21 protein-coding genes and 1 pseudogene are annotated in these 22,484 nt (G+C 71.8%); 7 read left to right on the top strand and 15 right to left on the bottom strand.

The genetic code is table 11. From position 1 onward, the window contains the following. Positions 1-2: 2 nt before the first annotated feature. The 4 genes from ACFCZF_RS17435 to ACFCZF_RS17420 all read right to left on the bottom strand — a co-directional run bounded on the left by ACFCZF_RS17435 (position 3) and on the right by ACFCZF_RS17420 (position 3,231). Entirely contained in the window at positions 3-269 is a 267-nt protein-coding gene (locus tag ACFCZF_RS17435) for a chaplin (protein ID WP_375918344.1), read from the bottom strand. 322 nt (positions 270-591) lie between these two features. Beyond that, entirely contained in the window at positions 592-858 is a 267-nt protein-coding gene (locus ACFCZF_RS17430) for a hypothetical protein (protein ID WP_375918346.1), read from the bottom strand. Positions 859-894: 36 nt separating this feature from the next. Further along, positions 895-1,902: an aminoglycoside phosphotransferase family protein gene (locus ACFCZF_RS17425; protein ID WP_376672387.1), complete on the bottom strand. Its 1,008-nt coding sequence runs from the start codon at positions 1,900-1,902 to the stop codon at positions 895-897. Positions 1,903-1,911: 9 nt separating this feature from the next. Further along, positions 1,912-3,231, bottom strand: a complete 1,320-nt coding sequence (locus ACFCZF_RS17420; RefSeq protein WP_376672386.1) for an MFS transporter — start codon at positions 3,229-3,231, stop codon at positions 1,912-1,914. A 71-nt stretch (positions 3,232-3,302) separates the two neighbouring features. On the opposite strand from ACFCZF_RS17420, the gene ACFCZF_RS17415 reads away from it, so the two are divergent. Then, positions 3,303-4,289: a GlxA family transcriptional regulator gene (locus ACFCZF_RS17415; protein WP_376672385.1), complete on the top strand. Its 987-nt coding sequence runs from the start codon at positions 3,303-3,305 to the stop codon at positions 4,287-4,289. 68 nt (positions 4,290-4,357) lie between these two features. On the opposite strand, the gene katG is transcribed toward ACFCZF_RS17415, so the two are convergent. Then, positions 4,358-6,580 (bottom strand): catalase/peroxidase HPI, encoded by a 2,223-nt coding sequence (gene katG / locus ACFCZF_RS17410; protein ID WP_376672384.1) that lies wholly within the window; start codon positions 6,578-6,580, stop codon positions 4,358-4,360. 24 nt (positions 6,581-6,604) lie between these two features. Further along, on the bottom strand, positions 6,605-7,051 hold the full coding sequence (locus ACFCZF_RS17405; protein WP_376672383.1) for a Fur family transcriptional regulator: 447 nt from the start codon (positions 7,049-7,051) through the stop codon (positions 6,605-6,607). A 192-nt stretch (positions 7,052-7,243) separates the two neighbouring features. Here ACFCZF_RS17405 and ACFCZF_RS17400 point away from each other — a divergent pair, with 192 nt between their 5' ends. After that, positions 7,244-8,344 carry a DUF475 domain-containing protein gene (locus ACFCZF_RS17400; protein WP_375910647.1) on the top strand — a complete coding sequence of 367 codons (1,101 nt, stop codon included), beginning with the start codon at positions 7,244-7,246 and terminating at the stop codon, positions 8,342-8,344. A 128-nt stretch (positions 8,345-8,472) separates the two neighbouring features. After that, on the top strand, positions 8,473-8,895 hold the full coding sequence (locus tag ACFCZF_RS17395) for a DUF350 domain-containing protein (RefSeq protein ID WP_121746189.1): 423 nt from the start codon (positions 8,473-8,475) through the stop codon (positions 8,893-8,895). A gap of 40 nt (positions 8,896-8,935) precedes the next feature. On the opposite strand, the gene ACFCZF_RS17390 is transcribed toward ACFCZF_RS17395, so the two are convergent. From ACFCZF_RS17390 to ACFCZF_RS17370, 5 genes are all read right to left on the bottom strand, one after another. Next, positions 8,936-10,096: an oxygenase MpaB family protein gene (locus ACFCZF_RS17390; RefSeq protein WP_376672382.1), complete on the bottom strand. Its 1,161-nt coding sequence runs from the start codon at positions 10,094-10,096 to the stop codon at positions 8,936-8,938. 35 nt (positions 10,097-10,131) lie between these two features. After that, entirely contained in the window at positions 10,132-11,190 is a 1,059-nt protein-coding gene (locus ACFCZF_RS17385; protein ID WP_376672381.1) for a polyprenyl synthetase family protein, read from the bottom strand. Next, positions 11,183-11,467, bottom strand: coding sequence for a polyprenyl synthetase (locus tag ACFCZF_RS17380; protein WP_376672380.1), 285 nt, complete (start codon positions 11,465-11,467; stop codon positions 11,183-11,185). Before ACFCZF_RS17380 ends, ACFCZF_RS17385 begins: the two co-directional genes overlap by 8 nt. A 139-nt stretch (positions 11,468-11,606) precedes the next feature. Then, entirely contained in the window at positions 11,607-11,786 is a 180-nt protein-coding gene (locus ACFCZF_RS17375) for a hypothetical protein (RefSeq protein WP_376672379.1), read from the bottom strand. Positions 11,787-11,852: 66 nt separating this feature from the next. After that, positions 11,853-12,926, bottom strand: coding sequence for a polyprenyl synthetase family protein (locus tag ACFCZF_RS17370; protein WP_376672378.1), 1,074 nt, complete (start codon positions 12,924-12,926; stop codon positions 11,853-11,855). Positions 12,927-13,076: 150 nt separating this feature from the next. On the opposite strand from ACFCZF_RS17370, the gene ACFCZF_RS17365 reads away from it, so the two are divergent. After that, the gene (locus tag ACFCZF_RS17365; RefSeq protein ID WP_376672377.1) at positions 13,077-14,999 is read left to right on the top strand and encodes a TerD family protein; all 1,923 of its coding nucleotides are present in this window, start codon (positions 13,077-13,079) and stop codon (positions 14,997-14,999) included. A gap of 13 nt (positions 15,000-15,012) precedes the next feature. Here ACFCZF_RS17365 and ACFCZF_RS17360 read toward each other — a convergent pair. The 3 genes and pseudogenes from ACFCZF_RS17360 to ACFCZF_RS17350 all read right to left on the bottom strand — a co-directional run bounded on the left by ACFCZF_RS17360 (position 15,013) and on the right by ACFCZF_RS17350 (position 18,681). Then, positions 15,013-16,331 (bottom strand): annotated as a pseudogene (locus tag ACFCZF_RS17360) (M20/M25/M40 family metallo-hydrolase). Then, complete coding sequence (locus ACFCZF_RS17355) at positions 16,328-17,725, bottom strand: cytosine permease (RefSeq protein ID WP_376672376.1); 1,398 nt, start codon at positions 17,723-17,725, stop codon at positions 16,328-16,330. The pseudogene ACFCZF_RS17360 and the gene ACFCZF_RS17355 overlap by 4 nt, the downstream one beginning before the upstream one ends. A gap of 2 nt (positions 17,726-17,727) precedes the next feature. Continuing rightward, on the bottom strand, positions 17,728-18,681 hold the full coding sequence (locus ACFCZF_RS17350) for a DUF1177 domain-containing protein (RefSeq protein ID WP_376672375.1): 954 nt from the start codon (positions 18,679-18,681) through the stop codon (positions 17,728-17,730). Between the two features lie 160 nt (positions 18,682-18,841). On the opposite strand from ACFCZF_RS17350, the gene ACFCZF_RS17345 reads away from it, so the two are divergent. Then, positions 18,842-19,684, top strand: coding sequence for an IclR family transcriptional regulator (locus tag ACFCZF_RS17345; protein WP_375910435.1), 843 nt, complete (start codon positions 18,842-18,844; stop codon positions 19,682-19,684). A 34-nt stretch (positions 19,685-19,718) separates the two neighbouring features. Continuing rightward, complete coding sequence (pepE, locus tag ACFCZF_RS17340; protein WP_376672374.1) at positions 19,719-20,450, top strand: dipeptidase PepE; 732 nt, start codon at positions 19,719-19,721, stop codon at positions 20,448-20,450. Between the two features lie 103 nt (positions 20,451-20,553). Here the strand turns inward: pepE and ACFCZF_RS17335 are convergent, their stop codons facing one another. Continuing rightward, complete coding sequence (locus ACFCZF_RS17335; RefSeq protein WP_376672373.1) at positions 20,554-21,441, bottom strand: LysR family transcriptional regulator; 888 nt, start codon at positions 21,439-21,441, stop codon at positions 20,554-20,556. Positions 21,442-21,525: 84 nt separating this feature from the next. On the opposite strand from ACFCZF_RS17335, the gene ACFCZF_RS17330 reads away from it, so the two are divergent. Next, complete coding sequence (locus ACFCZF_RS17330) at positions 21,526-22,428, top strand: PhzF family phenazine biosynthesis isomerase (RefSeq protein ID WP_375910444.1); 903 nt, start codon at positions 21,526-21,528, stop codon at positions 22,426-22,428. Positions 22,429-22,484: the final 56 nt, after the last annotated feature.

The following is a 22,484-nucleotide window of genomic DNA, read 5'->3' as shown; positions in this document are numbered from 1 at the left end:
CCTCAGTGGCCCATGTCCCAGCCGTCGCTCACGTTGGCGCAGCTGTTGCCGAACGCGGGGTTGAGCAGACCGATGACGTTGACCGTGTTGCCGCAGACGTTCACGGGGACGTGGACGGGGACCTGCACGACGTTGCCCGAGGCGACGCCCGGGGAACCGACCGCCGCGCCCTGGGCGCCGCTGTCCGCCGACGCCGCCGCGGCCCCGCCCAGCACCACGGCACCGGCGGCGGCGAAGAGACCGGCAGTCCTGATCGCGCGAGTCTTCATGGAGCTCTCCTTGCATCTGTGGTCCGGCAGCCGAATGCGCCGGACCCGCCGCATCGCGCGGCGGGCACGGGTAATCCGCGCTGCCGGGAAATCCGGATTGCCGGACCGTGTGGTTGTCACTCGAAGGAGGCAAGGAAGGCGAACGTGAAATCGATCGGGTGCGGGCCGGGCGAAAGAACGGCCGGTTCAGGCGTGCGCCACGGACCGGTACCTGGTCACGGCGATGACCATGAACGTCACGATGATCGCCCCGGCGCTGACGAAGGCGTACGGCAGGGCGTTCTCGCGGTGTGCCGCGTCGGCTGACGCGCTCCACCTGACGTCAGGGCACGTCGCCCCGCCAGTCGAAGCGGTGGGGGTCGCCCGGCCGTGGGGAGTAGGCGGAGCGGCCGCCCGGGCCGTAGCGGCCTATCTCCGTCGCCAGCGACACACCCCGGCCGCGCTCCGGCTCGGTGAGGTCGGTGACGTCCAGGAGCAGACCGTCCAGGGGGCCGCCCACCAGTTGCGCGTAGACGCGTCCGGTCCGCGGCCCGGGGTTGTCGTGGTCGGCGCCGTAGACCCTGCCCCGCATGAACTCCACCTCATCCATGCCTCGCAGCCTCGCATCCGCCACTGACAACGGCGTCTAGACCGGCGGCTCGTCGAGCAGTTCCAGCAGGCAGCGGGCGCCCTCCCCGGTCACCGCGGCACCGGCGGCGCCGTGCGCGGTGGGGAACAGCCTGCCGTAGGCGCCGGCCCGGCTCAGGGCACTCAGCCGCCACGCGAGGCTCACCGCACGCCGTAGTTCCGCCGTGCTCCGGCCGCCGCCCGTCCACGGCTCCAGGTAGGCGTCACGCAGCCGCGGCAGTACGTGCGGCCCGTATCGCTCGCGGGCCTGTCGGGCGGGGACCGGCAGGCTGCAGAAGGGGTGGGAGACGACGGCGTCTACCCAGTCGAAGAACGTGAACCTGCCCGGTCCGGGGTGGAACAACTGGCCGTCGTGCAGGTCCGCGTGGTCGAGGGAGTCCGGGACGTCCACGGCCGCGAGTTCCGCGCACCACTCCAGGAGGCGGGGGCGCAGGGCCCGGAGTCCTTCCCGTTCCTCCCGCCGCAGCGGGGTGTGGTCGAGCCGGTCGAAGACGTCGGGCAGTGCGGTGACCGGCGCGCCGGGGACACCCAGCCGCTCGATCTCCCGGGCGCGCGGAGTCAGGGCGTGCTGCATGGCGGCGTACTGGCGCAGCAGTTCCTCCCAGGCGTCGGGACCGGTCCGCTCCCGGTCGAGTACGTCCCGGAACAGCGGTCCCCCGTCGGGCAGCAGCGACCAGCCGCGGTCGGTGTCCACCGCCAGCGGCTCCAGTAAGTGCTCCGGCACCCAGCGGGCCAGCGCCGCGGTCAGCGGGCCCTCGAAGGCACTGGCCGGCGGATTCGCCTTGAACCAGACCGCGCCGTACCCCTCGACTGACAGGCGCACCAGGACGGACCAGGGCCGCAGCCGTACCCGCCGCTCCCCCGTCGCCCGCAGGCCGCGGGCGGCGAGCGCGCCCTCGGCCCAGCCGAGGGCCGCGGTCCGCCAGGCCTCGTCCTCCCAGGGAGTCACCGCGTCCTGGTACCGCCCCCGGTCCACGACCACCGGCGTCTCCGTCTCGCTCCGCATCACGCCATCTCAGCACCGCGTCCCACGGGCGGCCACCGCTTTTCGCCCCGGCAGGGGCGCCACGGTCGCGCGCGGCCCGGTACGGCGGACGGTGAGGGCGAGGAGGGCCGCGACGGCGCAGGCCGCGCCGAGGACGATCCAGACGGGGTCGTAGCCGGCGAAGGTGTCCCGGGCGACGCCGCCGAGGAAGGCGGCCAGTGCGGCGCCGACCTGGTGGGCCGCGTTGGTCCAGCCGAAGACGATGGCGCTGTCGTCGCCGTAGAACCGGCGGCACAGGGCGATGACGGGCGGCACCGTGGCGAGGTCGAGGAGGCCGAAGAGGACCACGAAGGCCATCATCGGGGGCGTGACGGTCGCGCTCATGATCACGGGCAGCGCCACCAGCAGGAGACCGCGCAGGGTGAAGACGACGGCGAGCAGCCTGCGGGCGTCGACGCGGTCGGTGAGCCATCCCGCGGCGACGGTTCCGGCGACGTTGAAGACCCCGATGAGGGCGAGCAGTGTGGACGCGGTGGTGACCGGCATGCCGTGGTCGTGGGCGGCGGGCGCGAAGTGGGTCCACATGACGCCGTTCGTCGACGCTCCGCAGACGGCGAACGCGGCGGCGAGCAGCCAGAAGGGGGCGGTACGGGCCGCGTGGCCGAGGACGGTGACGGCGCGGCGCGCGGCGCCGGGGACGGGTGGCGGCTTGGGGACGAAGACGGGGCTGCCGTAGGGGCGTCGGCCGCTGTCGGCGGGGTGGTCGCTCAGGGCGAGCCGCACGAGGAGCGCGGTGGCCAGTGCGGCGAGGGCGAGGGTGACCAGGGCGGGGCGCCAGTCGTAGTGGTCGATGGTCCAGGACAGGGCGGGCAGGAAGACCATCTGGCCGAGGACACCGGCCGAGGCGAGGATGCCGGTGACCAGGCCGCGCCGTTCGGTGAACCAGCGGTTCGCCACGGTGGTGGCGAGGGTCATGGACAGGGCTCCGGTGCCCAGCCCGACGAGGAGGCCCCAGAAGAGGGTGAACTGCCAGGCGGCGGCCATGACGGTGGTGAGCAGCGCTCCCCCGGCGACCACGCCCAGGGCGGTGACGGCGATCCGCCGGATGCCGAAGCGGTCCATCAGTGCGGCGGCGAACGGGGCGGTGAGGCCGTACAGGACCATGTTCAGCGACGCGGCGAGGCCGATGGAACCCCGGGACCAGTGGAAGTCGCGCTGCAGCGGGCCCTGGAGGATGCCGGGCATGGTGGAGAAGGCACCGGCGACGACGATCGCGATGCCGGTGACGGCTGCCACCCACCAGGCGCGGTGTCCGTGGAGGGCGCGGGGGTGTCGGGTCAGGTAGCGCATGCACCTCACCCTTCGCCGGGTGCGGGACACAAACCACTGGCCGGATGGACAGCGAGTGAAAGAATCTGGTCATGCGAAACACGACGGTCGACGCGGCGCACCGAGTGGTGGTGTTCGTACGTCCCGGCCTGCTGCCGATGGAGCTGGGGATCGTGCACCGCCTGTTCGGGACGGCCGCCGACGACGGCGGGCGGCCCTTGTACTCGGTGCTGACGTGCGCGTCCGCGCCGGGCGAGGTGGCCACCGACACGGACTTCAGCATCAACGTCCCCCACGGGCCGGAGGTCCTGGAGAGCGCCGACACGGTGGTCGTGCCGGCGGCCGTGGAGGACTACCGGCCGCAGGAGCGGGGGCGGCTCGCCGCGCCGGTGCGCGCGGCCCTGGAGCGGGTTCCGGCGAGGGCCCGGCTGGCGTCCATCTGCACCGGTTCGTTCGTGCTGGCCGCGGCCGGTGTGCTGGAGGGGCGCCGGGCCACCACGCACTGGAAGTCGTGCGCCGAACTGGCCGCGCTGTACCCGGAGGTCGACGTCGATCCGGACGTGCTCTACACCGACGACCGGGGCGTGCTCACCTCGGCCGGTGTCGCGGCCGGGATCGATCTGTGCCTGCACATGATCCGTGACGACCACGGCGCGGAGGTGGCGAACACGGTGGCTCGCGGCACCGTGGTACCGCCCCATCGCGAGGGCGGTCAGGCGCAGTACATCGACCGGCCGATCCGGCAGGTGGACGACTGCTCGACGGCCGCCGCCCGTACGTACGCGCTCCAGCGGCTGGGCGAGCCCCTCACCCTCGAAGAACTCGCCCGGCAGTCGGCGATGAGCGTGCGGACCCTCAACCGGAGGTTCCGGCAGGAGACCGGGGTGACGCCCATGCAGTGGCTCGGCAGGCAGCGTCTCGACTACGCCCGGCGGCTGCTGGAGCGCAGCGACGAGCCGGTCGACCGCGTCGCCGCCCGTTCCGGCTTCGGCACCGGGACCGCGATGCGCCAGCACTTCCGTGAGGTCCTCGGTGTGTCACCGCGCGCGTATCGCAACACCTTCCGCGGGGCGGCGTAGGACCGGGGCGTTCGGGACCGGGGCGTCCGGGCCGGCCGGGTGGGCCGGCCGGTCCGGACGCCGGTGGGTCAGACCAGGTCGAAGCGGTCGAGGTTCATGACCTTGACCCAGGCGGCGACGAAGTCGTGCACGAACTTCTCCTTCGCGTCGTCGCTCGCGTAGACCTCGGCGAGCGCCCGCAGCTCGGAGTTGGAGCCGAAGACCAGGTCGGCGCGGCTGCCGGCCCACTTGATCTCGCCCGTGGCGGCGTCGCGGCCCTCGAACGTGGTCTGGTCCTCGGACGTCGACTTCCACGTGGTGCCCAGGTCGAGCAGGTTGACGAAGAAGTCGTTGGTCAGCGAGCCGGGCGTCCTGGTGAAGGCGCCGAGCTGGGACTGCTGGTGGCCTGCGCCGAGGACCCGCAGGCCACCGACCAGGACGGTCATCTCGGGCGCGCTCAGGGTGAGCAGATTCGCCCGGTCGAGGAGCAGGAACTCGGCCGGCAGCCGGTTGCCCTTGCCGTGGTAGTTGCGGAACCCGTCGGCGGTCGGCTCCAGGGCCTCGAACGACTCGGCGTCGGTGTGCTCCTCCGTCGCGTCCACCCGGCCCGCGGTGAAGGGAACCTCCACCTGGAAGCCGGCTTCCTTGGCGGCCTTCTCGACGGCGGCGGTGCCGCCGAGGACGATCAGGTCGGCCAGGGAGACCCGCTTGGCGCCGGCGCCGGAGTTGAACTGCTGCTGGATGCCTTCCAGGACCCGCAGGACCTGCGCCAGTTCGTCGGGCTCGTTGACCTCCCAGCCGCGCTGCGGCTCAAGGCGGATGCGGGCGCCGTTGGCACCGCCGCGCTTGTCGCTGCCGCGGAAGGTGGACGCCGAGGCCCACGCGGTGGACACCAGCTGCGAGACGGACAGACCGGACTCGAGGAGCTTGGTCTTGAGGGTCGCGACGTCCTCTGCGTCGATGGCCTCGCCCTCGGGCTCGGGCAGCGGGTCCTGCCAGAGCAGGGTCTCCTCGGGGACCTCCGGGCCGAGGTACAGCGACTTCGGGCCCATGTCACGGTGGGTGAGCTTGTACCAGGCACGGGCGAAGGCGTCCGCGAACTCCTGCGGGTTCTCGTGGAACCGGCGGGAGATCGGCTCGTAGACCGGGTCGTAGCGCAGCGACAGGTCGGTGGTGAGCATCTTCGGGCGGTGCTTCTTCGCCGGGTCGTGCGCGTCCGGGACGATCTCCGGGGCGTCCTTCGCCACCCACTGGTTGGCGCCGGCCGGGCTCTGCTCCAGCTCGTACTCGTACTCGAAGAGGTTCTTGAAGAACCCGTTGCCCCACTGGGTCGGGGTCGTGGTCCAGGTGACCTCCAGGCCGGAGGTGATGGCGTCGCCGCCCTTGCCCGTGCCGTGGGTGCTCTTCCAGCCCAGGCCCATCTCCTCCATGGCGGCGGCCTCGGGGTCGTTCCCGACGGCGTCGGCGGGGCCCGCGCCGTGGGTCTTGCCGAAGGTGTGTCCGCCGGCGATCAGCGCGACGGTCTCCTCGTCGTTCATCGCCATGCGGCGGAACGTCTCCCGGATGTCGCGGGCGGCGGCGATCGGGTCCGGGTTGCCGTTCGGGCCCTCCGGGTTGACGTAGATCAAGCCCATCTGGACCGCGCCGAGCGGGTTCTCCAGCTCACGGTCGCCGGTGTAGCGCTCGTCGTCGAGCCAGGTCGTCTCGGGGCCCCAGTAGACGTCCTCCTCGGCCTCCCAGACGTCGGCGCGGCCACCGGCGAAGCCGAAGGTCTCGAAGCCCATCTGCTCCAGGGCGACGTTGCCGGTGAGGACCAGCAGGTCGGCCCAGGAGATGTTCTGGCCGTACTTCTTCTTGACGGGCCACAGCAGGCGGCGGGCCTTGTCGAGGTTGCCGTTGTCCGGCCAGCTGTTGAGCGGCGCGAAGCGCTGCTGGCCGGCGCCGGCGCCGCCGCGGCCGTCGCTGATGCGGTAGGTGCCGGCGCTGTGCCAGGCCATCCGGATCATCAGCGGGCCGTAGTGCCCGAAGTCGGCGGGCCACCAGTCCTGCGAGGTGGTCAGCACCTCGGCGATGTCGCGTTTCACGGCCGGCAGGTCGAGCGCCGCGAACGCCGCGGCGTAGTCGAACTCCTCACCCAGCGGGTTGGCGACGACCGGGTTCTTGGCGAGGATCTTCAGGTTGAGCCGCTCCGGCCACCACTGGCGGTTTCCGCCACCCTGTGTGGGGTGCGGGGCGCGTCCGTGGGCGACCGGGCAGCCACCCGTCTCCTCGGTTTTCGCGTCGGTCACGATGGCGTCGTGGTTCTCGGACATGGGAATCCTTCCAAGCGGGGCGGATCAAGGTGCTGGCGAACTGCCGGTGGTGGAGCAGTCGGGGCACAGGCCCCGGTAGATGACCTCGGCCTCGTCTATCGAGAAGCCGTGGTCGTCGGAGGCGGTCAGGCAGGGCGCCTCGCCGACGGCGCAGTCGACGTCGGCGAGCGCGCCGCAGGACCGGCACAGGACGTGGTGGTGGTTGTCCCCCACCCGTCCCTCGAACCGCGCCGGGCCGCCGGGCGGCTGGATGCGGCGCACGAGTCCCGCCGCGGTGAGCGCGTGCAGGCCCTCGTACACGGCCTGGAGGGAGACGTGACCCACGCGCAGGCGCACCCCGGACGCGATCGCCTCGACGCCGAGGTGATCGCCCTGCCGGACGGTCTCTAGCAGCGCGACACGGGCGGCGGTCACGCGCAGACCGGCCCCGCGCAGTTCCGAGGGTGCGGCCGGGTCCCGGGATGCGGTCATGGCGGTGAACCTACTCCCGTAAACACGAACCCCTCAAGGAAACGAACCGATCCATTTCGGTGACCGTCGGGTGCCGTGCCCGGCCTGCCCCGGTGGCGGCGAACGATCGTGGTAGACAACGTCGGTGAGGGGCACTGGCAACGAAACGCCACATCCCGGCACACCGCGACCACAGGAGTGAGTGAGCAGCCCGTGCTATTGAAGACGTTCCGTTGGGCCTTCGCCGTCACTGCCCTGGGCCTGGCCGCGGGAGTGCTGTACGAGGGGTGGACCGCCTTCGGCCTCGTGGCCATTCTCGCCGTGCTGGAGATCTCCCTGTCCTTCGACAACGCGGTGATCAACGCCGGAATCCTGAAGAAGATGAGCGCCTTCTGGCAGAAGATCTTCCTCACCGTCGGCATCCTGATCGCCGTCTTCGGCATGCGCCTGGTCTTCCCGGTGGTGATCGTGGCGATCAGCGCCCGGCTGAGCCCGTGGTCCGCGGTGCATCTGGCGCTCACCGACAAGCAGCGCTATCAGGAGCTGGTGACGGACGCCCATCCGTCGATCGCCGCCTTCGGTGGCATGTTCCTCCTGATGATCTTCCTCGACTTCGTCTTCACGGACCGGGAGATCAAGTGGCTGGGCCCGCTGGAGCGCCCGCTGGCCAAGCTCGGCAGGGTCGACATGCTGTCGGTCTGCATCGCCCTGATCGTGCTGCTCGTCGCGGCGATGACCGTCGGCGCCCACGCCCACCAGCACGGCGGCACCCACGTCGACAAGACGCAGACGGTCCTGCTCGCCGGGGTCGCCGGTCTGATCACCTACATGGTCGTCGGCGGTCTCTCCGGCTACTTCGAGGGGAAGCTCGAACGGGAGGAGGAGCGCGAGCACGCGGCCGAGGAGGAGGCCGAACGCGCCGGCAAGCCCCGCTCGGCCGTCGCCCTCACCGGCAAGGCCGCGTTCTTCATGTTCCTCTACCTGGAGGTCCTGGACGCGTCCTTCTCCTTCGACGGCGTCATCGGCGCCTTCGCCATCACCAACGACATCGTCCTGATGGCGATCGGCCTGGGCATCGGCGCCATGTACGTCCGGTCCCTCACCGTCTACCTGGTCCGCCAGGGCACCCTCGACGACTACGTCTACCTGGAGCACGGCGCGCACTACGCCATCGGCGCCCTCGCCACCGTCCTGCTGGTGACCATCCAGTACGAGATCAACGAGATCATCACCGGCCTCATCGGCGTGGTCCTGATCGGTGCCTCCTTCTGGTCGTCGGTGCGCCGCAACCGCGCACTCGCGGCGGCCTCCTGACTCCACGTCCGGTCGAATTACCGGATTGTCGGACCGCGGGGGCCGAGGGGCCGAACGGGTGCGCTACATTTTGCAGCGCCTTGACCACGATCACTCACGATCTCTCACGCTACGGAGCCGGCAACCCCATGAGCGACATCGTCAACGGACTCGGCCGTGCCACCGCCTACGGCGGCCTGGGCCTGGTCCTCCTGGTCCTCGGCATCGTCCTGGTCGACGTGCTGACGCCCGGAAAGCTCGGCCGGCAGATCTGGGAGCAGCGCAACCGCAACGCGGCCATGGTGCTCAGCTCCGCGCTGCTCGGCATCGGCGGCATCGTGTTCACCTCCATCTGGACGACGTACGAGGACTTCGGCAAGGGCCTGGTGTCCACCGCGGTGTTCGGGCTGCTGGGCCTCGTGATGATGGCCGTGGCCTTCCTGGTCGTCGACCTGATCACCCCGGGGAGGCTGGGCGAGACGCTGGTCGAGCCCGAGCCCCACCCCGCGGTGTGGGTGACGGCCTCCTGCAACCTGGCCGTTTCCGCGGTCATCTCGGCCTCCATCGCTTGACGCGGTTTCCTCGGTCCGGCCCGCCCGCGCACGCCGTGACTCAGGAGACGGTCGCGGGCGGCGGGGTCCAGCGGCGGGTGCGGGCGGCGCCCCCGGAGACGCCGTAGTCCTTCTTCAGTTGTTCGGGGATGGCGTAGTGCATGACGCGTCCGCGGGTGAGGGAGGACAGTTCGAGGATCGCGGTGAGGTGGCCGAGCCGGTCCAGCGCCCACGCGCCCATGGGTGAGCGGTCCTCGATCGTCTCCAGTACGCCGAGGAGGCGCGGGGCGGCCTTCACGAGGGTGTCCCAGGTGGTGCGGGGTACGTGCAGCCAGTCGGCGCACGTGTCCCCGACGAGGTAGCGGATCAGGGCCGAGACGACCGGGTCGAAGAGGGTGCCGGGGACTACTTCCTCGTACAGGTCGATCAGTTGCCTCGTCAGATGGGCGCCCTCCTCGGAGGGGCCCATGTGGCGCAGCATGTACAGGTCGAGGAACCGCCGTCCTTCGTCGAGCGTGGTGGGCACGGCCGCCTGGTCGACGCCGAGGATGGCACCGACCACGCGCCAGGCGTAGAAGTACGCGTCCGCTCCTTCGGCGGACATGTGGATGCCCAGACGGTGCAGGCTGTCCAGGACGAGCAGGGAGAAGAACATCTGGCCGCCGATCATGTCCTCCTGACAGATCGGTACGCCGAGGGTGTCGGTGTCCCAGCGGTTCTCCCGCTTCAGGTGGTGGCGGATGGCGGCGTGCAGCAGGCGTACCTTCTGGGCGGCCGGGATGAAGCGTCCGCCGGCCTCGAAGGCGTCCGGCTGCATGAGGTAGACGGTGAACTGGCCGGTCTCCGCCATCCGTTTGGAGGGATAGCTCAGCCCGTGGGTGGCCGACAGCAGTTTGGCCACGTGCGGGACGACGTAACAGGCGGGCATCGACGCGAACGACAGCGCGGTGGAGATGTGCACGTTGTTGTCGATGAAGAACAGGCGGGCCTTCTCCATCTCGCCCCAGTCCACCCAGTCCGGTGGGGCGGCCGTCACCCGCAGATACTCCCGGGCCACCCCGGGAAGGCCCTCCGGCAGTTCCTGACCGGTGGTGGAGACGTAGCGCATCAGGGAGTTGAACTTGCCGACCTCGCCGCGCTCGAAAAGGGTGGCGACGACGGCGTCGGCCAGTTCGTCGCCGCTGCTGCGCAGTGCGTCCATCGACGTCTCGGTGTAGGTCATCGCGGTCTCCTCGTCAGTGGATGCGGTCGGTTGCGTCAGTGGACGCGGTCGGTGGCCCGCTGTGCGAGCTCGCGCAGTGCCCGGCGCGCCTGCGGCGATGTCCCGGCGGCGTCCAGGGCGCGGGTGGCCCGCTCCACGCGGGCGACGATCATCCGCTCGACCCGTTGCGGCGCCTTCAGTTCCAGCATGAGGTCGCGTACCTCGCGCAGGTGGTTTCCGTCCAGGTCGCTCCGTCCCAGCACTTGGCGCAACCGCTCCCGTTGGGACGCGTCGGCGGCCCACCAGGTCTCGGCCAGCAGTGCGGTGGGCCGGTGGGCGCGCAGGTCGTCCAGTCCCGCCTTGCCGGTGTGCGCCGGGTCGCCGAACAGGCCGAGCAGGTCGTCGCGGAGCTGGAAGGCCTCGCCGAGCGGCAGGCCGTAGGCGGAGTAGGTGTCCCGCAGTGCGGTGGGGGCGCCGGCGAGCAGGCCGCCGATGAGCAGGGGGTGCTCGACGGTGTACTTGGCGGTCTTGTACCGGACCACCTTCAGGGAGGTTCCGGTGTCCGGCCGGCTCCCGGTGTGGAGGATTTCCAGGCACTCGCCGGCGATGAGTTCGCGGGCGAGCGCGGCCCACAGGCCCCGGGCGCGGGCGAGGTAGGCGGCGGGGAGACCGCTGGTGGCGAACAGCTGCCCGGCGAGCGCCATCAGGTGGTCGCCCACCAGCATGGCCAGGGACCGGGCGGCCCCGCGGGCCCGGCGGCGGCCGTCCCGGGTCAGTACGGCCTCCAGGGCGACGTGGGCGGTGGGCAGACCGTGGCGCAGGGCGCTGTCGTCGATGAGGTCGTCGTGGACGACGGCCGCGGCGTGCACCAGCTCCATGGCGGCCGCCGCCCGCACCAGAGCGTCGCTGTCGGGCTGTCCGGCCGCCCGCCAGCCCCAGTAGCAGAAGGCCGCTCGCAGCCGTTTGCCGTGCCCGGCCGCGTTCCGCAGCTGCTCGGCCACGGGCGCGAGCGCGTCGTCGACGACCACGAGGTGGCCGGCCTCCTCGTCCAGGAAGCTCCGCAGGACGCCGTCGACGCGGGTCCTGAAGCCGGCGGGGTCCCAGCCGTCAGTCATCGCTGCCGTCGGCCGCCCGCCGCGCCCGCACGTGCTGGGCGAGCACCTCCAGGTGGGCGGGCGGCACGTTCGCGCACCGGTCCAGGGCCAGCCTGCCCCGGGCCTGGAGGTCCTGTTCCGCCTCCCGCACCAGTTCGGCGGTGTCCGAGCGGCCGAGGAGCCCGCGCAGCCCGCCCACCGCCGAACCGATCGTGCTCACCGCCAGATCGGCGAGTCCGGCGACCAGCAGAACGGCCTGGCCGTCCAGGCCTGAACCCCGTTGCGTCGAGTGCGTCATGCTTCTCCCCCAGGGATCGCGTCGTCACCGATGCGCCTGGTCAACGGCGCATCAGGTCAGAGCATGACCGGACGCACGGGGCGGAAGATCCCGAATCCTCCTTTGAGCGACATGGGGAACAGGTGTCAGACGGACCGGTTCAGTCGTCCGAGCCCCCTCGTCCGCGCGAGCTCTTCGAGCTGCGCACCAGCTCGCCCGCCGCCAGGGTCACGGCGGACACCGCACGCACCCAGCGCGGACCGCCCCGCGCCGCCCACACGACGCAGACGCACCCGCCGACGACGAGCACGAGGACACCGGACAGAACCACCACACCCATGTTCGTTCCCTTGCCTTCCTTCGGTTCCTTCCCGCGATCCGCGGGCAAGGCCTGTGTTTCCCGGGTTCACCCGGCCCGTTCGACGCTCCACCGCGGCAGACGCTCGAAGAAGGCGACCGCCTCCTCGCGCCACCGCGGACGCCAGCCCTCGGCCACCAGGCGGGCCTGTTCGGCGTACTCCAGCATGTCCGCCCGCATCCGGTCGGCCACACCGCGTCGCTCCCCGATCTCGCGGACCGCGGTGACGGTCTCCGGCGTGCAGGCGGGGTTGCCCAGCGCCTCTTCGACGACGGCGCGCTCGGCGCCGCTCACGGCGGACAGCAGGCGGGCGACGGTGTAAGTGTGCCTCCCCTCGCGGATGTCGGTGCCGGTCGGTTTGCCCATCGCGGCCGCGTCGCCGAACAGGTCCAGGTAGTCGTCGCGCATCTGCCCGCAGATGCCGACCAGTCGCGCGTAGCGACGCAACTCCGTGTCGTAGGAGGCCGGTTGCTCGCCCGCGGCCAGGAGTCCGAGGTACAGGGGGGCGAGGACCGAGTAGCGGGCCGACTTGTGGTCGGCCACGTCGTGCAGGACCTCGTCGTCCAGGACCTCGGAAGCGAAGTCGCGCTCCAGGTCGATGATCTGGCCCACGAACGTGTCGGTCGCGGCGCGTGTCTGGACCTCGACCATGGCCTGACGCACCTCGACCGGGAGGTCGGCGTCCAGGAGTACGCGGAGCGAGAGGGCCAGCGCGAGGTCACCCGCGAGGACGGTGAGCCCGAGGGCCGCCTGCGGGTGCCGGGGGAACCGCTCCCGGTAGGCGTAGTAGGTGGTGGGCCCGCCCCGCCGGGTGGCGCTGTCGTCGATGAGGTCGTCGTGCACCAGGCCGTGGGTCTGGAGCAGTTCGACGCTCAGCGCGGCCGCGTCCAGCCCTTCGGCCGGCTCGTCACTCACCAGGCGCGCGGCCTCGTGGAGTAGCACGACCCGCATCCGCTTGCCGCCGCGCAGGGACAGGTCGCGCAGCAGTTCCAGGCAGTCCGGGGTGAAGCGGCTGGACTTCGGGGCGTCCAACGCCGTACCCAGCGTGTCGAAGTACTCCGCGAAGAGCGTGTTGAACCGTCGCTCGTACCGGGCGACACGGTCCAGCAACTGCTCGGTCATGACGAAGTCCTCCTGTGGGCGGGGTGGATGGCACGCCAGCAGTCTCTCAGGGAGCGCCCGGCCGCCGAGGGCGCGGTCGTGACCGCCGTAAACCGGGATCAATCGGCATTCGAGTTGAAGGAACCGTGGATATGCCTCCATCCTTCCTCCATGTCTCTCACGTCTGCCGCCACCGATCCGTCCGACCTGCGCGACTACGCCTTCGAATGGGCGCTGGTCGACGTGGAGACCTCCGGACTGGTACCACGCCGTGACCGGGTGCTGTCCGTGGCCGTGGTGACGCTGGGCCCGGACGGCGAGCAGACCGGGGAGTTCTCGACGCTGCTGGACCCCGGCTGCGACCCCGGCCCGGTGCACGTGCACGGTCTGACGCCCGAGCGGTTGCGTGGGGCGCCGTCCTTCGAGCAGGTGGCCGAACGGATCGGCACGCTGCTGGAGGGCCGGGTGCTGGTCGCCCACAACGCCCAGTTCGACTACGACTTCCTCGCCCACGAGTTCGCGCGGGCGCGGCTGCGGCTGCCCGTCGCCAGGCGGTTGTGCACGCTGGCCCTGAACCGCCGTGTGGACCCGCCGACCGGCGACCTGCGGCTCGGCACGCTCGCCGCGCACTACGGCGTCCCTCGGTTGAAGGCGCACGACGCGCTGGACGACACGCGGGTGCTGGCCGGTGTGCTGCGCGCCTCGCTGCGGGAGGCGGCGCAACTGGACCTGGCGTTGCCGCTGGTGGCCTGCCCGCCCCGGCAGGACGCGCAGTTCGCGCCGAAGCCGCCCAAGTCACCGTGCGCGTTCCGCAACCCGGGACGGCTCACCGCGGGCGGGTCGCTGAGGCAGGGCATGAAGATCGCCGTCACCGGGGAGACCCGGACGGCCCGGGCGGATCTGCTGCTGCGGGGCGCCGCGGCGGGGCTGAACATGATGACCTCCGTCAGCCGGCACACCAGCGCCCTGGTCACCAACGACACCTCCGCCGGCTCCGCAAAGGCCCGACGGGCGCTGGCCGAAGGCGTTCCCGTCATCGACGAGGCGTCCTTCCTGCGGCTGCTCGGTGATGTCCGGTCCGGCAGCTCGCACGAGGGGGTGCGGCCGGAGACCGACGCCGTCCCCTCCTCGGGTTCCCCCGCGCTGCCGGCCGTCCCGACGCCGCGCGGGCCCGAGGCGGCCGAGGCCGTGGACCCGGAGGCCGACCTCACCACCGCGGCCGTGCGAACGGAGCCGGCGGCCCCGCCGGCAGCCGACCCCAAGTCCGGCAGGCGCCCCGGGAAACCGCGCGGCCCGCTGACCGGACGGCGGGTCCTCGTGCTCGGCGGCACCCACCCCGACGCGGTGGCCGCACGTACGCGCGTCGTGGAACTCGGCGGGGCCGCGGCCATCAACCTGTCCGCCGGCGTCACCGACGTGGTCGTCCTCGACGGCGGCCACACCGACCGCAGGCTGCCCCGCATCACCGCGCTGCTGCTTCCCGTCCACGACGCCGCGTGGCTGGTCGCACCCGTCGTCACGGCGGTACCGCGGGCGGACGACCGGCGTACGGCCGCACATGTGCTGCCGCGCGGCGGCGTCGTCGACCTGCCCCTGCAGAACGGACGGGGCCCGGCGCACCGCTGGACGGTCACCGCGTCCTGGGCGCAGCAGACGGCGTGCGAGATCGACGTGGTCGCCTTCGTGCTGGACGAGGACGGGCAGGTCTCCTTCGACGAGGACTTCGTCTTCTACGGCGCCCCGGAGAATCCGGGCGGAACGGTGCGGCTGCTGAGTGACGGTCCGACCGAGCAGACCGTCAGCGTGGACCTCGCCACGCTGCCGCCCTCGGCCCGCAAGGTCGTCATCGCCGCCGCCGTCGACGGCTCCCCCGCGTTCGGCGACGTCGGTGCCCTGCACATCGTCTCCGGCCCCGGCAGCAGCGCGGCGGCCCTGGCGCAGGCCACGCTGGACGCCGCCACCACCGAGCGCACCATGCTGCTCACGGAGATCTACCGGCGCGGGCAGAGTTGGCGGCTTCGGGCGGTCGGTCAGGGCTACGACCACGGCCTCGGCGCTCTCGCCCGGGGCTACGGCGTCGACGTCGCCGACTGACCGCCGCCCGTGCTCAGCAGCCCTGCCACAGCCGGGTCATCACCCGTACCCCGAAGCGCAGTCCCTCCAGCGGCACCCGTTCGTCGACGCCGTGGAACAGGCGGCCGTAGTCGAGGTCGTGGGGCAGCTTCAGGCCCTTGAAGCCGAAGCAGCGAAGTCCAGCTTGGTGAAGGCCTTCGCGTCGGTGCCGCCCGGGTTGCAGTACGGCACCGGGTGGCCGTCGGGGTCCTCGGCGCGCACGGCGGCGCACATGGCGTCGACGAGCGGGCCGTCGAAGGTGGTCTCCATCGCGATGTCGTGGTTGACCCACTCGCGGGACACCGAGGGCAGGAGCAGCGCGTCGATCGTGTCGATCAGCTCCTGTTCGTGGCCCGGCAGGAAGCGGCCGTCGACGCGGGCCGTGGCCTTGCCCGGAATGACGTTGGTCTGGTAACCGGCCGTGAACATGGTGGGGTTGGCCGAGTTGCGCAGCACCACCTGCGTGAAGTCGGCCACGTGACCCAGCTTGGCCAGTTCGGCGTCCAGGTCCTCCGCGTCGAAGTCGATGTCGACGCCCCGCAGGCGGGCGGCCTCGGCGAGCAGGGCGCGCACCGGCTCGATCAGGCGGACCGAGAAGGTGTGCCGGCCGATGCGGGTGAGGGACTCGGCGAGGTCGGTGACGGCGTTCTCGTCGTTCGGAGACGATCCGTGCCCGGCCCGGCCGGTGGCCGTCAACTCCATCCAGGCCATGCCGCGCTGGGCGTTCTCGATCGGGTACAGGCGCCGGGTCTCGTCCAGGGCGTAGCTGAAGCCGCCGCCCTCGCCGATCGCCTCGGTGACGCCCGCGAACAGCTCGGGCCGGTGCTCGACCAGCCAGTGGGCGCCGTATTTGCCGCCCGCCTCCTCGTCGGCGAGGAAGGCGAGGACGATCTCGCGGGCGGGCCTGGTGCCGGTGCGGGCGAAGTGCCGTGCGGTGGCCAGCATGACGGCCACCGTGTCCTTCATGTCGATGGCGCCCCGGCCCCACAGGTAGCCGTCGCGGATCTCTCCGGAGAACGGCGGCACCCGCCACTCGGCCGGGTCGGCCGGTACGACGTCCAGGTGGCCGTGGACCAGCAGGGCACCGCGCGCCGGATCGGTGCCCGGGATGCGGGCCACGACGTTGGCGCGGCCCGGGGCGCTCTCCACCAGCTCCGAGGCGATGCCGGCCTCGGCGAGGCGGGCCATGACCCAGTCGGCGCAGGCACGCTCGTCGCTGGTGGGATTGGAGGTGTCGAAGCGGATCAGCTCCGCGCACAGGTCGACGACCTCGTGCTGCGCTGCGTCGGAAGCGGGGGCCGGGGTGGTGCTCATGGTGCTCCTACGGGGGCCGTGCCGGACGCGGCCGGGGTGCGGTCGGCGGCGGCGTCGTCGTCGTCGAGGGTGGTGGTGCCGTACGTCCTGATCCAGCCGGCGAGGCCGAGGACGCAGTAGAGGACGAACGCGGTCAGCAGGGAGTTCAGGGCGGGGATGCCACCGTCGTAGAACTTGCCGACGCAGAAGGCGAGGGCCCAGATGACCAGGGACATCGGGACCCAGGTCGGCGAGGTGGCGGGCAGGGTCTGAGCCTCGCGGGTGGCGTCCAGGGGTGCGCGCATGCGGCGCACCACCCAGTACTCGGCGACGATGATGCCGCCCACCGGCGGGATGGCGACGCCCAGCACGGACAGGAAGTCGGTGAAGTGGCTCATGATGCCGACGGCGGACAGGACGGTGCCGGCGATGCCGAGGACGATGGTGACCGCGCCGCGGTGCACGCGCTTCCCGAAGACCACCTGGAAGAAGTTGACGACGCCGAGCGAGGAGCCGTACAGGTTCCAGTCGTTGATCTTCGCCGTGGACATCAGGACGACGAGCACGCCGAAGACGCCGGAGGTGGAGAGCACGATCTGCGAGACCTGGCCGCTGCCGACCATGTGGCCGAGCAGCACACCGGTCATACCGACGATGTACTCGGAGAGGATCATCGACGAGGCGCTCTGCAGGAAGACGTGGCTGCCCTTGCGGTTGTAGCGGGTCATCTCCGGGGAGACGATCGCGCCGGTCATGAATCCGCCCGCGATGGCGGTCGCGGCGACGGCGAGCGGGATGGTCTCGCCGGGCGCCGGGGAGTTGATCAGCTCGGACAGCGAGTGGTCGCTCAGCGCGTCGGTGACCGACCAGGTGACCATCGCGAAGAACAGCGGGGTGACGATCTTCGCGAAGACGGCCATGTACCGGAAGCCGAAGATCACCAGGACGGTGATGGCGAAGCCGGCGGCCATGCACCACAGCCAGGAGGGACCGCCGACGAGCGCGGACACGCTGTCGCCGAAGATCGTGTTCTGGACGCCGAACCAGCCGACGAGACTGACCGAGATGACCAGGCTGACTAGCGCCGAGCCGTTGCGGCCGAAGCCAACCCAGCGGGTGAGCAGCGGGGTCGCCAGACCCTCGCGCATGCCGGCCAGGCCGATGGCGAAGATGACGACTTCGAGGATGACGGCACCGAGGGTGAACGCGAGGAACGCGTCGCCGAAGGACATGCCGACGCCGATGGTGGCGCCGAGGGTGAACTGCGAGATGGAGCCCGACTGCGCGAGCCACTGCAGCAGCATGGTCCAGAAGCCGAGCCGCTTGTCGCGCGGGACGCGGGACAGAGCGTAGTCGTCGCTGCCCACGGCCTTGGCGCCGCCCGCCTCCTCGGCGGTGTTCTTGTGCGCGGCCATGATCACGACTCCCGGGGTTCGCGGCCGAAGGTCTGCAGGTGGGTCAGGGAGCCGTAACGGGACACGAGCGCGTCGAACTCCTGGTCGTCGTGGAAGTCGAGGCGTCCGCCGCCGTAGGCCTTCGCGGTCTCGACGGCGAACCGGGCCGCCGCCGCGATGTCGGTCTCGTGGCTCGCGCCCGTCTGGCAGCCGGGCACCGCCGCCGCGGAGGTGATCGCCAGGCCGACGACCGGAGCGGCGGTCGCCGTGGCCGGCTGCAGGATCGAATTGATGTGGTGTACACCGTTACCGTACGGGGTGATGTCCTGGGTGGTCACCGGGTACGTGACCAACGGCTCACCGGTCACCACGGCCAGCAGTTCCCCGAGCTGCTCGCTCACCTTGAGCACCCAGCCCTCCTTGACGGTGGGCGACAGGGCGAGGCCCTTGTGGTTGATGATCCGGTTGCCCTTGGTGGTGTCGACGGAGAGCACGGCCTCCATCTCGCCGGTGACCTCGTGCCGGTTCATGGTCGCGATGTCGACGGGCGAGTCCATGAACGGCACCGGGTCGTGCGGTGCGGTCGGGGCGTTCGGGCAGATGTGCGTGGCGATGATCACGTCGCCTTCGAGCACGTCTTGGCGGCGGCGCATGTCGAGAAGCTTGGCGGCGGTGGCGAGCGCCGCGACCGCGCCGTCCGCGTCGGAGACCAGGCCGGTCATCTCCGGGCGCGCCCCGATGCCGCCGAGCCGCCCCACCACGCCGAGGGTGCGCGCCGGGCCGCCGCGGGAACGGCCGTCGCGGCCCGGCACCCGCACGAGCACGAAGTCCGTCGAGCCGCGCTCGCCGGTGACGGTGGTGACCTCCGCGCCGGAGCCCTCGGGTCCCGCCACGGAGTCGAGGTGGGCGGCGACGCGCTTGCCGTCGACGTCGGGATCGTCCAGCAGATCCACGAGGTCCAGGACGTACTTCAACATGGGCAGTTCTCCTGATCCGCACCTGGGACGGTGCTGACAGCAGGTTCGGGATCGACTAACGTTCTCCGCAACTGTTTCCCGTTATCTGCAATTCAGGTCTGAATGGTGAGATACACGGGGACGGTCGCACGAGTGAGGCGCACGAGTGAGAGGAGCCGCCGTGGCCGATCGGCCCGTTCAGCCCGTTCAGCCCGCGGACCGCAAGACCCCGGCCGGGGCACTGCAGACCGTCGACCGCGCCCTGCTGGTGCTGCTGGCGTTCGAGCGCACCCGGCCCGACTGGGGTGTGACGGAGATCGCCGGCGAGTTCGGCTGGGACACCTCGGTCGCCCAGCGGCTGCTGTCCACGCTCGCGGGCCGCGGCTTCCTGGTCTCCGACCCGGCGACCCGCCGCTACCGCATCGGCCCGGCCGCGCTGCGCCTGGGCCGCCTCTGGGAGCGTTCGGGCTCCCTGGAGCTGCTCGCGGAACCGGTCCTGCAGGACCTGCGGGCGGCGACCGGCGACACGGTGCTCTTCTGTCTGCCCGACAGCTTCCACATGCGCTGTGTCGCGGCCGTCGAGGGCGAGGAGGGGCCGCTGCGCTACTACCCGCTGGTCGGCGAGCTGTACCCGGCGCACGCGGGCGCCACCAGCAAGTCGTACTACGCCTTCCTGCCCGACGACCAGCGCCACCGGCTGTTCCGCGGGCGCCCCATGGCGCGCTTCACCGAGCGCACGGTCACCGACCCCGATCAACTGGAGCGCGAGTTCCGCGAGGTCCGCGCGCAGGGCTACGCCTGGACCGTCGGCGAGTACGACGCCGGTATCGGCACGGTCGCCATGCCGGTGTTCCTCGGCTCGGAGCCCTACGGCAGCCTCAGTCTCGGCGCGGCCAAGGAGCGCTTCCCCGAGGGACCCGAGGACCGGCTCGAAAGGCTGCGCCGCGCCGCACGGCTGCTGGAACAGCGCCTGACGCATCCGCCGCAGCACCAGCGCCGCCCGCGCTCCCCCCGCACCACCTGACGCACCGATCCACCCCGCCGATGAGGACCAACTCGTGAATCTGCTGCTCCTGTCCAACTCCACCCAGCACGGCCGCGGCTACCTGGAACACGCCCTGGACACCGTGACCGGCTTCCTGCCCCCGGGGGCGCGGCTGGTCTTCGTGCCGTACGCGCTCGCCGACCACGACGCCTACACCGCCAAGGTGCGCGGCGCACTCGCCGGCGCGGGGATCGACGTGCGGGGCGTCCACGAGGGCGGCGACCCGTCGGCCCGGCTCGGCGAGGCGGACGCCGTGTTCGTCGGCGGCGGCAACTCCTTCCGGCTGCTCAGCACGCTGTACCGCACCGGTCTGCGGGAGGCGCTGATCAAGGCGGTCGGTGACGGGCTGCCCTACATGGGCGCCAGCGCCGGCACCAACATGGCGGCGCCCTCGCTGCGCACCACCAACGACATGCCGATCGTAGAGCCCCCGTCCTTCGACGCGCTCGGGCTGGTGCCGTTCCAGATCAACCCGCACTACCTCGACCCGGACCCCGCCTCGACGCACAAGGGCGAGACGCGCGAGGAGCGGCTGACGGAGTTCCTGGAGGAGAACGACGTGCCCGTGCTCGGGCTGCGGGAGGGTTCCTGGCTGCGGGTCGAGGGCGACAGGGCCGTGACCGGGGGCGAACGGGACGCCCGGCTGTTCCGGCGGGGCTCGGCCCCCCGCGAGATCGCCGCGGGTTCGGACGTGTCCGAACTGCTGCGGACCACGGCCGCGTTCGACACGCGGGCCCAGGCGTGACAACGCCGGAGACCCGCGAACCGGGCTCCGGCGTCGCCTCCCGCTGAGGGGGGTGTCCCGACCCTGAGTGTCCCCGCCCGGGCTGTTCCGACCCGGGCACCGCTCAGTCGCCCAGGTACCGCACGAGTGCCCGCGCGACCTCCTGTGCGGCCGGTGCCGCCCACCGCCGGCGGTGCCGGGCCAGCCGCACCGGTACGTCGGGGAAGCGCGGTCCGTCGAGCCGTACCAGCCGCCCCCGTCGCAGCTCCTCCGCCACGGTGGTCAGGGGCAGCAGTGTCAGCCCCAGCCCCGCCGCCACGCAGTTGCGCGCCGCGTCCACGCTCCCGAACCGGGTCAGCCTCGGCCGCCCGCCCGGAACGTCGAGCAACCGCCGTGCCAGCGCGTCGCTGTAGGAACAGCCCTCCTCCAAAAGGAAGAAGCTCTCCGCCGCCAGTTCCGGCCAGCTCGCCGCGTGCGCACGTGCGGCGAGGGGGTGTCCGGGCGCGGATACGAGGGCGAGCGGCTCGCGGGCGACGGGTTCGCCCGTCACGTCGGGGAACTCGGTCTCCTCCTCCAGCAGCAGAGCCAGGTCGAGCCGTCCGGACCTCAGTCCTTCGAGGCACTGCGCGGTCCCGGCCGCGTACAGGTGGACATCCACCTCGGGATGACTCGTCCGCAGGGCGGCGACGATGCCGGGCAGGCGGCTCGCGCACAGGGACTCCGGGCTGCCGACCACCACCCGCCCCGACACGACGCCGGCGTCGTCGCACGCCGCGCGCAACCGCGCCACGGTGTCGAGCACCTCCTCGGCCCGCTCCAGGAGCCGGTGGCCGGTGTCGGTGAGCAGCGCGCCGGTGGGCAGGCGGTCGAAGAGCCGGACGCCGAGATCCCGTTCCAGGGTGCGGATGTGCACGGTGACGGTGGACTGGGCCAGGTGCAGTTCGGCGGCGGCGGCGGTGAAGCTGCCCGTGCGGGCGAGCGTGGTGAAGGTCGTCAGCAGTCGGGTGTCCACGCGGCCATCCTATGCGACTTATCGATGGGGAGTATCGCGATCGATCGTTGGACACGATCGATACCGGGTGGCAGCGTGGGGGTCATGAGCACCGACGTGACGGGAACGAGCGACGTGGCAGACCTTTCCGAGCCGACGAACGAGACCGGCATCCTGCGCTACTCCGCCTTCACCCACGACCCGGTGGGCGGGAACCCGGCCGGGGTGGTCCTCGACGCCTCCGGGCTCGACGGCACGGCGATGCGGGCGATCGCCGCCGAGGTGGGCTACTCCGAGACGGCCTTCGTCACCGGCGGCGACCCGGGGACGCGGCGGTTCCGGGTCCGCTACTTCAGTCCGCTCGCCGAGGTGGCGTTCTGCGGGCACGCGACGGTCGCGCTGGCCGTCGCCCTCGCCGAGCGGATGGGGCCCGGCGAGATCCTCCTCGACACGCCCGCCGGCGAGATCCCCGTGTCGACCGCGGCCGACGACGCCGGCGCGGTGCGGGCCACCCTCACCAGTGTGCCGACGCGTTCCCGCCCGGCTCTCGCCACGGAACTGGACGCGACGCTCCGGGCGCTCGGCTGGGCTCCGGACGACCTGGACCCCGCCCTGCCCCCGCACGTGGCGTTCGGCGGCAACGACCACCTGGTGCTCGCCGCGGCGTCCCGGGCCCGACTGGCCGACCTCGACTACGACTTCGACGGGCTCGCCGAGGTCATGCGGCGGCACGGCTGGACGACGGTGGACCTGGTGTGGCGCGAGTCGCCGGAGCGCTTCCACGCCCGCAACCCGTTCCCCGTCGGCGGTGTCGTGGAGGACCCGGCGACGGGAGCGGCCGCCGCCGCGTTCGGCGGGTACCTCCGTGAACTGGGCCTGGTGACCCGGCCCGGCACGGTCGCGATCCGCCAGGGAGAGGACATGGGCCGCCCCAGCGACCTGCTCATCGACGTGAGCCCGCGGGACCCTCGCACACGGGTCACGGGACAGGCGGTGCCCATCCCTTAGTCGCGTCGGCCGGCTCGGGGGCGGGTATGTAGGGTGGCTTCCGCGTACGTCGCTTC

It is taken from the genome of Streptomyces sp. NPDC056296, from assembly GCF_042268605.1.
In the GTDB taxonomy this organism is placed as follows: Bacteria; Actinomycetota; Actinomycetes; order Streptomycetales; family Streptomycetaceae; genus Streptomyces.
This window is presented reverse-complemented; position numbering and strand designations above follow the sequence as displayed.

Bases quoted from the DNA above. Each gene is read 5' to 3' on its own strand.
- ACFCZF_RS17390 (WP_376672382.1), bottom strand. From the start codon at position 10,096: ATGACCTACACCGAGACGTCGATGGACGCACTGCGCAGCAGCGGCGAC.
- ACFCZF_RS17355 (WP_376672376.1), bottom strand. From the start codon at position 17,725: ATGGCCGCGCACAAGAACACCGCCGAGGAGGCGGGCGGCGCCAAGGCC.
- ACFCZF_RS17415 (WP_376672385.1), top strand. From the start codon at position 3,303: ATGCGAAACACGACGGTCGACGCGGCGCACCGAGTGGTGGTGTTCGTA.
- ACFCZF_RS17380 (WP_376672380.1), bottom strand. From the start codon at position 11,467: ATGACGCACTCGACGCAACGGGGTTCAGGCCTGGACGGCCAGGCCGTT.
- ACFCZF_RS17370 (WP_376672378.1), bottom strand. From the start codon at position 12,926: ATGACCGAGCAGTTGCTGGACCGTGTCGCCCGGTACGAGCGACGGTTC.
- ACFCZF_RS17405 (WP_376672383.1), bottom strand. From the start codon at position 7,051: ATGACCGCATCCCGGGACCCGGCCGCACCCTCGGAACTGCGCGGGGCC.
- ACFCZF_RS17430 (WP_375918346.1), bottom strand. From the start codon at position 858: ATGGATGAGGTGGAGTTCATGCGGGGCAGGGTCTACGGCGCCGACCAC.
- katG (WP_376672384.1), bottom strand. From the start codon at position 6,580: ATGTCCGAGAACCACGACGCCATCGTGACCGACGCGAAAACCGAGGAG.
- ACFCZF_RS17365 (WP_376672377.1), top strand. From the start codon at position 13,077: ATGTCTCTCACGTCTGCCGCCACCGATCCGTCCGACCTGCGCGACTAC.
- ACFCZF_RS17420 (WP_376672386.1), bottom strand. From the start codon at position 3,231: ATGCGCTACCTGACCCGACACCCCCGCGCCCTCCACGGACACCGCGCC.
- ACFCZF_RS17395 (WP_121746189.1), top strand. From the start codon at position 8,473: ATGAGCGACATCGTCAACGGACTCGGCCGTGCCACCGCCTACGGCGGC.
- ACFCZF_RS17435 (WP_375918344.1), bottom strand. From the start codon at position 269: ATGAAGACTCGCGCGATCAGGACTGCCGGTCTCTTCGCCGCCGCCGGT.
- ACFCZF_RS17385 (WP_376672381.1), bottom strand. From the start codon at position 11,190: ATGACTGACGGCTGGGACCCCGCCGGCTTCAGGACCCGCGTCGACGGC.
- ACFCZF_RS17350 (WP_376672375.1), bottom strand. From the start codon at position 18,681: ATGTTGAAGTACGTCCTGGACCTCGTGGATCTGCTGGACGATCCCGAC.
- ACFCZF_RS17330 (WP_375910444.1), top strand. From the start codon at position 21,526: ATGAGCACCGACGTGACGGGAACGAGCGACGTGGCAGACCTTTCCGAG.
- ACFCZF_RS17425 (WP_376672387.1), bottom strand. From the start codon at position 1,902: ATGCGGAGCGAGACGGAGACGCCGGTGGTCGTGGACCGGGGGCGGTAC.
- ACFCZF_RS17375 (WP_376672379.1), bottom strand. From the start codon at position 11,786: ATGGGTGTGGTGGTTCTGTCCGGTGTCCTCGTGCTCGTCGTCGGCGGG.